The organism is Shewanella corallii (assembly GCF_023349125.1).
In the GTDB taxonomy this organism is placed as follows: Bacteria; Pseudomonadota; Gammaproteobacteria; order Enterobacterales; family Shewanellaceae; genus Shewanella; species Shewanella corallii.
Window position 1 is genome coordinate 244,785 of sequence record NZ_JAKIKT010000003.1, and the last position, 14,926, is coordinate 259,710.

General features: G+C 44.8%; 10 protein-coding genes. All 10 read left to right on the plus strand.

What is annotated here, in order from left to right; all coding sequences use genetic code 11:
* Position 1: 1 nt before the first annotated feature.
* Positions 2-1,663 carry a polysaccharide biosynthesis/export family protein gene (locus tag L2725_RS10275; protein ID WP_249248874.1) on the plus strand — a complete coding sequence of 554 codons (1,662 nt, stop codon included), beginning with the start codon at positions 2-4 and terminating at the stop codon, positions 1,661-1,663.
* A 342-nt stretch (positions 1,664-2,005) separates the two neighbouring features.
* Entirely contained in the window at positions 2,006-2,983 is a 978-nt protein-coding gene (rfbA, locus tag L2725_RS10280) for a glucose-1-phosphate thymidylyltransferase RfbA (RefSeq protein ID WP_428985281.1), read from the plus strand.
* A complete protein-coding gene (rfbC, locus tag L2725_RS10285; RefSeq protein WP_249248876.1) occupies positions 2,974-3,519 on the plus strand; it encodes a dTDP-4-dehydrorhamnose 3,5-epimerase in 546 nt (181 codons plus the stop codon). Before rfbA ends, rfbC begins: the two co-directional genes overlap by 10 nt.
* Positions 3,520-3,786: 267 nt before the next feature.
* A complete protein-coding gene (locus L2725_RS10290) occupies positions 3,787-4,125 on the plus strand; it encodes a four helix bundle protein (RefSeq protein ID WP_249248877.1) in 339 nt (112 codons plus the stop codon).
* 417 nt (positions 4,126-4,542) lie between these two features.
* Entirely contained in the window at positions 4,543-5,427 is an 885-nt protein-coding gene (gene rfbD / locus L2725_RS10295; RefSeq protein ID WP_249248879.1) for a dTDP-4-dehydrorhamnose reductase, read from the plus strand.
* 435 nt (positions 5,428-5,862) lie between these two features.
* Positions 5,863-6,948, plus strand: coding sequence for a dTDP-glucose 4,6-dehydratase (rfbB, locus tag L2725_RS10300; RefSeq protein WP_249248881.1), 1,086 nt, complete (start codon positions 5,863-5,865; stop codon positions 6,946-6,948).
* Positions 6,949-7,145: 197 nt separating this feature from the next.
* Positions 7,146-9,854, plus strand: a complete 2,709-nt coding sequence (locus L2725_RS10305) for a hypothetical protein (RefSeq protein WP_249248883.1) — start codon at positions 7,146-7,148, stop codon at positions 9,852-9,854.
* Positions 9,851-10,708 (plus strand): sulfotransferase domain-containing protein, encoded by an 858-nt coding sequence (locus tag L2725_RS10310; RefSeq protein WP_249248885.1) that lies wholly within the window; start codon positions 9,851-9,853, stop codon positions 10,706-10,708. The genes L2725_RS10305 and L2725_RS10310 overlap by 4 nt, the downstream gene beginning before the upstream one ends.
* A 735-nt stretch (positions 10,709-11,443) precedes the next feature.
* The gene (locus tag L2725_RS10315) at positions 11,444-13,246 is read left to right on the plus strand and encodes a glycosyltransferase family 2 protein (protein ID WP_249248886.1); all 1,803 of its coding nucleotides are present in this window, start codon (positions 11,444-11,446) and stop codon (positions 13,244-13,246) included.
* A gap of 563 nt (positions 13,247-13,809) precedes the next feature.
* Positions 13,810-14,922, plus strand: coding sequence for a hypothetical protein (locus tag L2725_RS10320; RefSeq protein WP_249248887.1), 1,113 nt, complete (start codon positions 13,810-13,812; stop codon positions 14,920-14,922).
* The last annotated feature ends 4 nt before the right edge of the window (positions 14,923-14,926 follow it).

The following is a 14,926-nucleotide window of genomic DNA, read 5'->3' on the forward strand; positions in this document are numbered from 1 at the left end:
TATGCAATACAACAAAATTACGGCTTCACTGCTGGCCAGCTCAATTATGTTTGCCGGTATTGCTCACGCCGCGGTCTCGTTCCAACAAGATGCTGATGCCGAGCAGGTACAAACCATTATTACCGAAGGCAAGCAAACACGTTACGGTAATTGGCTATTCAATGGCGCGTTTAAGACACATTCCTTCTCCGCGACCAACCCGGATTACAAAATTACTCAGGGCGATAAGTTATTAATTCAGGTTTGGGGCGGCGTCGACTATCAGGCAGAAGTGCAGGTAGATCCCCAGGGCAACATCTTCATTCCTAAAGTCGGTCCCATCAAAGTGTTGGGGGTGACCAATAGCCAGCTCAACAAAGTGATTCTGGCCAGCGTAAAGCGGGTTTATAAATCAAACGTCGAGGTCTATGCCTCATTAATGTCCAGCCAAACCGTTAAAGTTTTTCTCTCCGGCATGGTGAACAACCCAGGTCTGTATGAAGGACAAAGCGCAGACAGTGTATTGCGCTTTATCGATCAGGCCGGCGGCATTCGCAACGACATAGGCAGCTACCGCAATATTCAGGTTAAACGCGGTAACAAAATCGTGTCTCAAATCGACCTGTATACTTTTTTACAATCGGGCACCATGCCTGCCCTGCAGTTACAGGATGGCGATGTAATTTTTATCGCCCCCAAACAAGGCGAAATTACGCTGGAAGGAAAAGTTGGATTTCAGGGCCGCTACGAGCTGGTGTCTTTCAAAGGTAAAGACAACACGCTCAAACCAATTCTGGATGCCGTAGTCGCAGACGAGCAGGCAACTCATGTCACTATCGTCGCACCAGATTTTGACTCAGCCACCAATATCAATGGTAATCGTCAGGTCAATGCGACTCAGTACAATATTAATGATGCTGCCAACATCCAGGTGGAGCCTGGTGCACTTGTAAAAGTCACCGCTCAACTGAGACCGAACTCCATCAGTATCGACTTAATAGGCGAGCACAACTCAGCCCAGGAAATGGTACTGCCATGGGGAGCCAGTCTTCAGGATCTGCTTGCAAACACCGAGTTCAGTGTCTTATCCAACCCCGGCGCAGTGCAGCTTTACCGTGAATCAGTCGCTGACCGCCAATTCGAAATGCTGCAGGCTTCATTGTCTGCTCTGGAACAGTCAGTACTGACCGCCCGCTCTGGCACCAAAGAAGCTGCTGAGCTAAGAGTCGCTGAAGCCGAAGTGATTTTGCGATGGATTGAAAAGGCCCGTCAGGTCCAGCCGAAAGGCCAGGTCCTACTGACCAAAGACAGCGACTTGAGTCAAATCACGCTGCAACAGGGTGACAAAGTGGTGATCCCGGCCAAGCGTAATCTGGTGATTATTCACGGTGAAGTGATGTTCCCAACGGCAATAGCTTATAACGGCGACATGTCGGTTGAAGACTTTATCGATAAAGCCGGCGGTGCCAGCCAGGACATCGACGAAATGAACATTCTGGTGATGAAACCCAATGGCAGCTTTATTACGGCTAACGATAACTTGAGCCGCGCTTCTGTTGTTGGCCCGGGTGATGAAATCTTCGTACTGTCCAAGCCTGATGAAAAAAGCATGCAGTTTGCCAAGGATATCACCCAGATCATTTTCCAAATCGCCATGTCGGCAGCAGTAGTCTTGAAGATATAAGTGCAGGACAAGCCAAAGGCGCTTCGAGAAAGTGAGGACGCTGCGCTTCGAGTGCGGGAACGAGTTCCCTTCGAGAAAGCGAGAAAGCGAGAAAAAGCAGAAGATCAGGGCGCTTCGCTTCGAGAAAAAGCGAGAAAAAGCTGAAAGCGTTAAAGCTTTACCCTCATGCGTACTCGCCTTCTCGAAGGCCGCAGGCCGACCTCGAAGCAACGGAGTTGAGCCCTCGTTTTCTCGCAGGCGTAAGCCGACCTCCAAACAACGAAGTTGCGACCTCGCCTCTCGTAGGCCGCAGGCCACCCTAAAGAATTTTAAACCCAAAACCCTTTGTAGTAAGGACCCACGATGTTCGAAATGGCCAAAAGCGAAAAGCAAGTAAGGCGGAAAGGAATCATACTCGCTGGCGGATCTGGGACCAGGTTGTATCCTCTGACCCAGTCTGTCAGCAAACAACTGATGACTGTGTATGATAAACCTATGATCTACTACCCTCTCAGCACCTTGATGTTGGCGGGTATCAGAGAGATATTGATCATTACCACACCGGATCAGCAGGAAGCATTTAGAAAATTGTTGGGTGACGGCAGCCAATGGGGGATCTCATTGGAATATGCGGTTCAGCCATCTCCAGATGGTCTGGCGCAAGCCTTCATTATCGGTGAAGAGTTTATTGGTGATACCCCCGTCTGCCTGGTTTTGGGTGACAACCTGTTCTTCGGTCACAATATGTCGAGAGAAATGCTGGAGGCGGTATCCTGTGATCAACAGGGCGCACTGGTCTTTGGCTGCCGGGTAACCAATCCTGAAGATTACGGGGTCGTTGAATTTGATATTGAAGGTAACGTGCTGTCACTGGAAGAAAAGCCTAAATATCCAAAATCAGACTATGCGGTTCCTGGCCTTTATTTTTATGATAATCAGGTAGTTGAAATCGCAAAAAATATTCAACCCTCAGCTCGCGGAGAGTTGGAGATTACCGATGTCAACCGAGTTTATTTAGAGCAAAATCAGTTGAAGGTACAACTGCTGAGTCGCGATACCGCCTGGTTCGACACAGGCACCCACGACAGTTTATTGGACGCCAGCATGTTCATTCAGGCCATTAACAAACGTCAGGGTTTGAAAATCTGCTGCCCTGAAGAAATTGCATTCCGCTTGGGACTTATCAGCGAACAACAACTGAAAGAGCAAGCAATCAAATATCAAAAAAGCAGTTATGGGCAATACCTATTGAGTATTCTCCAACTGGCATCACAGCCTTCTCCGCGAAAAAATCCGGAGCGCAGCAGCCAATTGGATGAACCGGAGGCACTATGCGTTTAGTCGATACCACTATCCCTGAAGTCAAAATTGTTGAGCCTCAGGTCTTCGGCGACGAGAGAGGCTTCTTTATGGAGACTTTTCGCGCCAGCCTGATGGATGAACTCACCGGCGGCAAGCCCTTTGTGCAGGACAACCACTCAAAATCCGGTCAGGGCATCCTGCGCGGTTTGCATTATCAAATGCAGCACACTCAGGGCAAGCTGGTCCGCGTGGTTCAGGGCTGTGTATTCGATGTTGCCGTCGATATGCGTAAAAGTTCCCCTACTTTTGGTAAGTGGGTTGGTGTTGAGTTGTCAGCAGAGAACAAACGCCAGCTATGGGTACCAGAAGGCTTCGCACACGGCTTCTACGTCATGAGTGAAACCGCTGAGTTTGTATACAAGTGCACAGACTACTATGCACCGGAACATGACCGCAGCCTGCTATGGAACGACGCAGATATCGGTATCGAATGGCCACTGGTCAATGGCGAACAACCGCTACTGTCTGAAAAAGACCAAAACGGTAAGCCATTCCGCGAAGCAGATACCTTTTAAAGCGTCAGCAAAGCTGACTTCGAAAAGACGAGTACGAGCCTGCGGCTCTCCGAGTACGGGAGCAAGCTCCCTTCGAGAAAAAGAGGGAAACAAGGACGCTGCGCTTCGAGAAAACGAGAAACGAGAGAACGCTTCACCCTCGCAGTAACGAAGTTTCGCCCTCGTTTTCTCGCAGGCCTTAGACGAACCTCCAAGTGAACGAACTCGACGCAAATCTCCGTATTGCACTCTAAACTGTAAAATTCTATATGTTCAGGGGGCTGAGTTATGCAGTACGAAAACATGGATGTTTGGCTACGCAGTAGAAAGCTTGCAGTTGATGTTTACAAAGCACTTGCGGCTTTGAATGATTTTGGATTTAAGAGCCAAATCACCAGAGCGATTTTAAGTGTCCCCAGTAATATCGCCGAAGGTTTCGAGCGACTTTCATCGAAGGAAAAAGTGAGATTTTTGGACTTCGCCAAAGGTTCTATTGGAGAGTTTAAAACTCAAGTCGATATTGGTATCGAAATTGGTTACATAGACCCTCTACTTGGTGCCAACTGGATGGATGAAGCTGAGCAAATCAGCAAAATGCTCGGGGCATTGATTAGGAAAAATAGATAGTAAAGCAAAACGCTTCGCTTCGAGAAAACGAGTACGAGCCTCCGGCTCTCCGAGAACGCTGCGCTTCGAGATAACGAGAAAAAGCTTGACCCTCGCAGCAACGAAGTTGCGTACTAGGTTTCTCGGAGGCCTCTGGCCGACTTCGAAGTGAGTGAAACGAACGCCCTCGAAACAAATCTCCGATTTGTGCTCCCGCTTTCTTGAAGGCCATAGGCCGACCTCGAAGTGAGTGAAACGAACGCCCTCGAAACAAATCTCCGATTTGTGCTCTCGCTTTCTCGATGGCCATAGGCCGACCTCGAAGTGAGCGAAACGAACGCCCTCGAAACAAATCTCCGATTTGTGCTCTCGCTTTCTCGAAGGCCATAGGCCGACCTCGAAGTAAGTGAAACGAACGCCCTCTCCTTAAAGGTTTATATGAAAATACTAATTACTGGCAGCAAAGGTCAGTTGGGTTATGAACTGCAGCGCAGTTGCCCTACTGGCCTTGAAGCTATTTACACCGACTCTGCCGAGTTGGATATCACTGACCGTGATGCGGTGTTCAGCACTATCGCTGAATTAAAGCCTGACGTGGTGATTAACGCAGCGGCCTATACCGCCGTAGATAAAGCCGAAACAGATAAAGAGATCTGTTATGCCGTTAATGCTCACGCTGTGGGGCATTTGGCAACAACATGTCGCCAGCATGGTGTCCGCTTGGTGCATGTTTCAACCGACTTCATCTTTAATGGTGAAAAACAAAGCCCTTATCAGCCAGAAGATACGCCAGCGCCTTTAAGTGTGTATGGTGACTCAAAGCTTAAAGGTGAGCAGCAACTGCTTGAGGCATTGGCAGTAGATCACAAGGCTGGATACGCCATCGTTCGCACATCCTGGGTATACAGCAGACATGGCAATAACTTTGTCAAAACCATGTTGCGCCTGATGAATGAGCGTGACCAGTTAGGCATTGTTGGTGACCAAATTGGTACGCCCACCTGGGCTCACAATCTGGCATGGGTATGTTGGCAACTGGCCTTGCAGTCAGAAGTGAATGGCCTGTTCCACTATTCAGATAGCAGTGAGCAAACTCAAGGTATTAGCTGGTATGACTTTGCGTCTGCCATTCAATCCATCGGCTTTGAACAGGGCTTAATGTGTGAAACCATTCCCTTGGGAGCAATTACTACCGCAGACTACCCTACTCCGGCTAAGCGTCCGACCTACAGCGTGATGGATACCTGCAGAATTCAAAAAGCCCTGGGCTTCACCGCCCCCCACTGGCGCGACAGCCTGAAAAAAATGATGCAAGAAGTGTAAAGAGCGAGCCTTCGGCTCTTCGAGGACGCTTCGCTGCGAGTGCGGAAACAAGTTCTCTTCGAGGGCGCCGACAAGTCGGCTTCGAGAAAAACAAGGTCGCTGCGCTGCGAGAAACCGATGAAAGCGTACATGCTTCCCCTTCGCCTCTCGTAGGCCGCAGGCCGACCTCAAAGTAAGCGAAGCGAACGACCTCGAAGTGAGTGATACGAACGTCCTCGAAGCAACGCAATTGCATACTCGCTACCTCAAAGTGAGTGAAACGAACGCCCTCAAAACAACGACGTTGCGCCCTCGCTTTCTCGTAGGCCGCAGGCCGACCTCGAAGTGATTGAAACGAAAGCCCTCAAAGCAACGAAGTTGCGCCCTCGCTTTCTCGTAGGCCGCAGGCCGCCCTCGAAGTGAGCACAGCGAACGAACTAAACTAAAGGACTTTTAATGAGTAAGTTACTCGTTACTGGTGGTGCCGGGTTTATCGGCGCCAACTTTGTACATTACTGGATGTCTGAACATCCGCAAGATACCCTAGTTGTGCTGGATGCTCTGACCTATGCTGGCAATAAAGCCAACCTGGACCCGGTTGCTGATAACGCCAATTTCCACTTTGTACACGGCAATATCTGTGACACAGACCTGGTAGAGCAACTGTTGACTAAACACGGTATTGATACCCTGGTGCACTTCGCTGCAGAGAGTCATGTAGACCGCTCCATCAGTGGCCCGGATGCCTTTATCGAAACCAACATCATTGGCACTCACAGCTTGCTGAAAGCCGCCAAAAAAGTGTGGATTGATGCCCCCAAGGCAAAAGGCCAGCAGCCTCTGCCCCATCGCTTCCACCATGTGAGCACAGATGAAGTGTATGGCACCTTAAGCCCAACAGATCCAGCTTTCACTGAAGAAACCCAGTACGCCCCTAACTCGCCATATTCCGCCAGTAAGGCAGCGTCTGATCACCTGGTTCGTGCTTACCACCATACCTATGGGCTTGAGGTCACTACCTCTAACTGCTCTAACAACTATGGGCCGTACCACTTCCCGGAAAAACTTATTCCTCTGGTAATCACCAACATTCTGGCGAACAAGCCCTTGCCTATATATGGCGACGGCCAGCAAATCCGCGACTGGCTGTATGTGACTGACCATGCCCGCGGCATTGAACTGGTACTGAAGAAGGGACGTCTCGGTGAGTGCTACAACATAGGCGGCATAAACGAGTGGGCCAATATCGACATCGTTAAACTGATATGTAAGTTGATGAATGAGGCATTTGCGCTGAGCTCCCTAGCTTCTCGCTTCCCAAATGCGACCGCCGCCATTGAAGGCCAAAGCGAAGATCTGATCACCTACGTTGAAGATCGCGCAGGTCATGATCGCCGCTATGCCATCGATCCAACCAAGTCGACTAATGAACTGGGCTATAAACCAGCCGAAAACTTAGAGAACGGAATTCGAAAAACTGTTTACTGGTACTTGATAAATCAACACTGGTGGCAGCCAGTAAAATCAGTCATCAAAGACTGAAAAATAAGGTCAACGGTTAAATCATATTGGAGTTATCCATTACATTAAATTGCCATTACCGAACCGAATTAAAACCTATAGCAAGGCCCCGTAAGCTTGGTCGAAAAAAGTGCTGTGACATCATCTACATCGCATATACCAAATTAAATATACGTGCAACACGCGAACAATCATTACTTGTTTAAAAGAAAATTGAAATGAAATTTGAAAAACAATCCTATTTATCTGAAATTCACGCCATAGTAAAAAATGAAGCTATCTCAATAGTAAGCTTCGATTTTTTTGATACTCTGGTGGGAAGAACCCATAAAGATCCAAAGGAAGTATTTCTAACCTTATCTCAGAGTCTTAGGACGAAAGGAATCATTCAGCAAAATGTATCAAATGATGAATTTTTAAAGTATCGAGTTGAGGCTGAATCCGAAGCAAGAAAAAGGGAGGTCAATAAAAATGGGGAAGTAAATATCTATGATATATACAAATATTTTGACCTCGAACTCCTAGGCCTGCCGAATAACCCAAACATAACCAATAGCATTATTAATGAAGAATTAATCCAAGAGAAAAAAACAATATTTAAGTATGAGCCAGCTTGGAACATTGTAAAGCTAGCCAAGTCTTTAGGTAAAAGAGTTATTGTAGTTTCAGACATTTATTTACCAAAAGATTTTCTTAAGGCCATCATTGACGATGAGGACCTTATCGATGAGGTATATGTCTCCTGTAATTACGGCTGTGGAAAGTACTCGTCTTTATTTTCCAAAATTTTAGAAATCGAACAGGTAAAGCCCTGGCAAATTGCTCACTTTGGTGACAATTATCATTCAGACGTTATTAAGTCGTCTGAAATTGGAATCCATAGCTATCTAATTCCAAATGGATCTTCGGAATTCTGGGACTCCGTAAACTTAGAGTATCCACCTTCAAGAATTAAGGAAGGTGTATACGAGGATTTAGGGCTAACGTCAATCAGAGCAAAATCATATCAACTTTTAAAAATTGAAGATGTTAATAACTATTCCGGTTATGGAAGTGGTATTCTAGGGCCGATATACTCATCTTTTATCTCTTGGATGAACCATCTGGTTTTAGACAGCAATGTAAAAGCAAAATTATTTTTAATGAGAGAGGGGCAATTTCTAAAACAATTAGATGACATAAGGTCTGAGTCTGTACAAACAACAGTAAAAAGTGAAGAGTTGTACATATCTAGAAAAACAAGTAGGTTAGCGGCAATCTCTGAATTCACGTTTTCTGAGTTTTGTGATTACATCAAGGGAAGAAAGTCCATTTCCGTATTCCAATTAGTCAATAGCTTTAATTTGATCGAAAGAGATTACGGCGCCATTGAAAATATATTAAATAAAAAAATCGATGAAGAAAACAAACAATTTATTTATGATGAGCTTTTACAAAACGGTATTGTAAATAAAATAACAGAGACTTGTAACACGGTAAGATATGGGTTAAAGAATCATATTGAGAATAAACTACATGATATCGACCTAACCTCAGATTTAAACATTGCTTTAGTAGACGTAGGATGGAATGGCTCAATACAAAAGTCTTTAAACAAACTAAAGAAACTGTTAGGGTGGAAGGTTAATTTTATTGGAATATACCTCGCTACCACTCCAAATATAAGATCTGAAAATAACGGAGAAAGCTATGGTTATATTTATCAAAGCGGGATGCCTGAAGATTCTTTTTGGGCTTTTATCCGCAGCGTTGAAATTCTAGAACAATCCTGTGGTGCGACAATAGGTACAACGATAGGATATCACGCAGATGGCACTCCAATATTGCATAACAAGTATATTAGCTCTTCACAAAAAACACAGATGCTCGAAATTCAAAAGGGTATTAAGGTGTTTTACCAATTGATGCTACATCAAGGAATGGATTCTCAGTGTACGAATGAATATTGGCGAACTCAAATAAGAAATATTGCATATCGTGCCATGGTAACACCGACGTTACATGAAGCAACACTTTTTTCTGAGTGGAAGCATGATGAAAACATGCTAGAAGATTCAGATGAATACATTATCAACAAGAGCTTAACAGATCTATCTAGTTACTTTAGCTATTACGAATACGATTCCATGTCGATGGAAGATGTTTACTGGAAAAGTGGTTTTAAAGTCCTCGCAGGAATAAATGATTCAGAGCTGAACTATATAAATTATGGCAAGGCAAAGTGTTATCTAATTAAGAAAGGTAAACAAGTTGGATATCAGGATCTAGATATTAGAAAAAACAGCAATGGTTTATCTTTAATAGTTATCAGTGGAATACATAGCTGCGACTCTATAAAGATTGTTTTTGGGGGTGGAGTACATTCCGCCTTACCCCATAAGATTATAGATAATCAGGGTAATAACATTTTTTATAAAACACAAAAAAATTCGATGGGGTTTATTGAAATAACCGTAATAGATATTGATAAAAATGCTGACAAGATATTTATTGGCTGTGAACTAAATGGCTCCAGCATAGCCTCAACCACTCTTCATAAAAAGCGAAGGAATCTATTTAGATCAGCAATTGGCAGAATTTCAAACAGGGGTAGATGGAGGCTGATTGTAGATACTGTGATTGAGAAAAAAGCAGAACAAAACGATTCAAAAAATACGATTGAAATTGATGGGTGGTTCTTTCAAAGCAGTAATTACGGGACTCCAGATATTTATATACTAGACAATAAAACCTCTCAAATTTACGCTCCTGAGAAAAAAATAAGGGAGGACGTTTCACGTGCTTATGGCGAAGATGAAATGAAGTTTTCAGGATATCACTTTATTATACCTAAAGACTCCACAACTACAGATTTAAGTCACTTAAAGTTTGTTTTTGAACATAGTGGGGAAATGATCTCAAAAAGTATTAGAAAGGATGTATTATGAATATTTCATTTATTTTAGGAACACCATTCTCAGGCAGTACAATAATCGGAAACACTCTTTCCAGCTTAGAAAATTGTTCGTATATTGGTGAGATAGATAGACTCCCTGCATTCAAGTCTAACAACATTTCTACAACAATATGCGAATCATGTTTTTCCGTTTCAAAAGAATGCCCAGTTTATAGCAAAGACTTAATAGATAAACTTTCTAATATTGGAGTAGATATTAATATATATCGTGAGCTGAAATCCGTATTGAATGTTGATCATCTTGTAGATGGGTCTAAACATATCACTTGGTTTCGAACAATCACTTCAAAATTCAGCTTGGAGGAAAAAGCTAACATTCGAGTTATAGTAACGGTCAAAAACCCAATCATGTTTGCACTATCTTATTATAAGTCTTTACCAGTTAGTAACTCCGAAAAGAACAATAGAGATTTTTGGAGCTTCGCTAAACTATGGCGTGATACTTATATAGATATTTTCAGGACTTTAAATATTGAAGGTATTAACTATATAGTAGTTAAAAATGAAGATCTGATAGAAAAGCAAGACCATACAATAGCTAGAATGAAAAACTTTCTAAATCTAAACGCCAACAAAGATAAAGCCAAGGATGAAATATTTCATTCAATCGGTGGTAACCCAAAAGTCCAACTTATTAAAGCTGACAGAAAGTTTAAAATAAATGATGAGTGGATTACTGACATGGAGTATCATGAAATATTACAGGTTATTAATGAGCCAGGTATATATGAGTTAGCAGTAAATACTTTAGGGTATGACTTGACGAGTAACTTAGAGTATTATTGGAAGAATAAATACATCGTATCTAGAAATATAGATAAGTAAAAGTCATAATATGTACTCTATCTAGCTCGTCTAATTTTAATCTCTTAAAAATTTATCATCTAACACCATAGGAACTAGCGATATTCATTCCCTGCTCTTTGGGAGCAGGGACCTTGCTTTACAATACATCATAACATTTTTGACATTGCATATATAATGAGAGGCTATAACCATATCTTCGGAGAGCTCCTAATTTTGAATACCGCCCTTATTAAAACTTACCAACACAATATATAAAGTTGCCGTTTATATGAATAAATCAAATATTAAACCAGACAATTAAAGAACCTATATCAAACATATCGCATTAAGCTCACACTCTATTCCACCACAAAGAAATAGTACATATTGATTTTTCTATTGCTATAAGCACGCATATTAGTGAAAAAAATTACAACCACTTTATTCAACTGGTTAAACCAACCAAAACCCCTAGGTCACCTAGTAAATAAACCAGAAGATGGAACCTTCTTAACTTCTTCATTTTATATGCTAGAAGTAGATACACGAATAATTAAAGGAAAGAAATTAAAGCTAGTAGTTTTGGGAAAAGACAATGTAACCTATTCTTTATCTTTGCATCTGAAACCAGACCAAATATGTAAGCGAATCATTTATCTACCAGTTTCATCAACGGTGAAAGTTAGGATCATCGAACTTTATCAGCCTTACCAGAACCTCAACGTTAATGCTGTGGTTTTGAAATGTCTGCTAGAGCGCTTCGCACTGAAGCGTATGACGCAAAAGTTAAGTCATAAGCATGGTAGAAAAATTCAACTTAAAGATCTGGGATTAGCGGATTTTATTGCCGCATATAACCAACTGTTCGAACATGAAGTATGCAGCATGACTCAATATCAACGCTGGATTACTGAGTCAGAGCCCAAGCTCTGGTCACGCACCAACCCGATAGAGTTGGCAGCACGAGATAATAGCCCCAGCTTTTCGATTGTGGTGCCGACCTATAATGCTAAGTCTGAGTGGCTAAACGCCTGTATCGAGTCGGTACTGGCACAAAACTATAGCAAATGGCAATTAGTGGTGGTCGATGATGCATCCACTTGCGTCACCATCAAAGCCTGTTTAAATGAATGGCAGGCAAAGAGCAAAGCAGAACCGCGTATTCAAATTATTCAGCGGGATCTTAATGGTCACATCAGCGCCGCCACCAATACTGGTCTGAGCTATTGCACTGGAGACTATATATGCTTTTTAGATCATGACGATATGCTGTCGCCCCATGCATTGCATGAACTGGCAGATATCATCATCCAGTCACCGGATATCAAGCTGATATACAGTGATGAAGACCTGATGACAGAAGCCGGTGAGCGAGTCACGCCTCACTTCAAATCAGGCTGGAACCCCGAGCTGCTGCTGGCCCACAATTATCTGACCCACCTGTGCTGTTACCGTCGCACATTTGTCAATCAACTTGGCGGATTTGGCGTTAAAGTCAATGGTGCCCAGGATTATGATTTAGCTCTCAGAGCCAGTCGCGAACTGGATGCCAGTGAAATACGGCACATCCCCAAGGTGCTGTACCACTGGCGCATGGTAGAGGGCTCCACTGCCACCAGCTCAGATGCCAAACCCTATACTGATAAAGCTGGCCTGAATGCGCTTAATGCGCACCTTGAGATGATTTGCCCGGGGGCTACCGCCGAATATACCGACAGAGCCCATTTTTACCGAGTACGCTGGCCGCTGCCAGCGGTATTGCCGAAAGTCGCGGTAATCATCCCTACCCGCAATGGCCTTGAGGTGCTCAAGCCCTGTATCGTCAGTTTGCTCAGTACTGACTACCAGAATATGGAAGTTGTCATTGTTGACAATGGCTCTGACGATGTCGACGCACTGGATTACCTGCATTCTCTCAAACATACCCCAGGCTTTAAGGTGATCCGGGATGACGGCGAATTTAATTATTCCCGCATCAATAACCTGGCTGCCGACAATACCGATGCTGAGCTACTTTGCCTGCTGAATAATGATACCGAAATCATCTCAGCCGATTGGCTCAAGGAGATGGTTACCCAGGCCATTCGACCTGAAGTGGGCTGCGTCGGAGCCAAACTCCTATACCCGGACGACACCATTCAGCATGCCGGTGTGGTATTGGGGCTGGGTGGTTATGCAGCTCACTCCCACAGAGGGATTGAACGCCATGCTCCCGGCTATTTTTGCCGCGCGCAGTTGCCGCAAAATTTAAGTGCCGTGACCGCCGCCTGTTTGGTAGTCAAAAAATCCATTTACGATGAGGTTGGCGGCCTGACGGAAAGCTTCGAAGTGGCCTATAACGACGTGGATTTTTGCCTTAAGGTAATGAAGGCTGGTTACCGCAACCTGTATACCCCTTATGCAGAGCTTTATCATCATGAGTCCAAGACCCGCGGGCAGGATACCAGCCCTGAAAAAAACGCACGTTTTGACCGGGAAAAGGCCAGACTAAGCCAATACTGGCAGCCCTGGCTGGACAATGATCCTTATTACAACCCTAACCTCACCCGCAGCAGAGAAGATTTCTCGATAGGGTGAGGGCGTCAGCGAAGCTGACTTCGAGAACAAGCCAGAAAGCAAGTACGAGCCTGCGGCTCTTCGAGGGCGCCGACAAGTCGGCTTCGAGAAAAAGCAAAAAATCAGGACGCTGCGCTGCGAGAAAGCGAGAAAAAGCAGAAAACGAGGACGCTTCGCTTCGAGAAAATGCTGAAAGCGTTCAAGCTTTGCCCTCCGAGCAACGAAGTTGCGCCCTCGCCTTCTCGAAGGCCGCAGGCCGACCTCGAAGTAAGCAAAGCGAACGATCTCGACGCAATGCAGTTGCGCCCTCGCCTTCTCGAAGGCCACAGGCCGTCCTCGAAGTAAGCGAAGCGAACGATCTCGACGCAATGCAGTTGCGCCCTCGCCTTCTCGAAGGCCGCAGACCGACCTCGAAGTAAGCGAGGCGAACGATCTCGACGCAATGCAGTTGCGCCCTCGCTTTCTCGAAGGCCACAGGCCGTCCTCGAAGTGAGTGAAATGAACGACCTTGAAGCGATGAAGTCGCGTACAAATTTTTCTATTTTTATTATGCCCAGTTGGGCTATTTCCCTAGGTTATCCATTGTGAATGTTTCAAAGTTAAAACTACTTAAGCGGATACCCAAGCAGCTTAATCAAGCGCTTGGGTACGCATTTGGTGATGATAAATACATTGGCCGGGTGGAGACGCCCTTCTCCCATATAGTTAAAGGCTGGGCCGGTTGTAAGCAAACCGCAAACCCAGTGTGGGTGAAAATATCAAAAGGTGAAGAAGTTCAGGTGGTGTTGGCCAATGAACCAAGATCAGATGTACTACAGGGCAAGCAACTTTCAAATGCCAATTGCGGCTTTTGCGCAGTGTTCTCCAACAACAACCAAGCTATGGCTATTGTTGAGGTGATGTTGGCTGGACCGACTCTGTCTATAGCCAAACCTAATTATCAAGGCCGCAAACTGTTTTTTATTCACATTCCCAAGACGGCTGGCAGCAGTGTCAACAGTAACATTCAGGCACAACTGCAGGACAATCCAGGATTCACTCATGCAGAGGGGATGAAGAATGATTGGCATCACATGATCGAAGCACCTTATGTGTCCGGCCACATTCGCTTTACCGACTACCTTAAACACTTTTCCTATGGCGACTTCATCACGCTGGCCTTCTTCAGAGAACCGTTCAGTCACCTGAAATCTCATCTCAACTGGGTTTGCCACCTCAGTGAACCAGAAAAGGTGGAGTTTTTTAACAATCATAGCGAAGTCGTCAAGCAAATCAGCCGTAACCTGTTCGCTAAAGACTTTTGCGCACCATCCACCTGGGCTGCTTTTGCCGATGAAATGAAACCAAGAGAGTACGGTTTATTTGATAACCCTCAGGTCAGGTACCTGGCAGATATCGCGCCAAACCAGAAAGTCACCACAGCGCATTTAACCCAGGCGCTGAACAGACTTGAATCGTTGCATTTGGTTGGTCTGGCCGAAGAGTTTGACAGCTCGATGCAACTTGTATTTTCAGCGATGGGGTTAGGCCAGCCAGTCAATGAGTTCAAATCAGAGAATATCAATCGCTTTGACTATGGCGCAGATTTCAGCAGTCCTGAAATCAGGGAACACCTGACCCCTTTGGTTCAGTATGATCAGTTACTGTACGCAGCGGCAAAACAAAAGTTCAGCCAGCAACAGATCATCTTTGGTTAAGGGG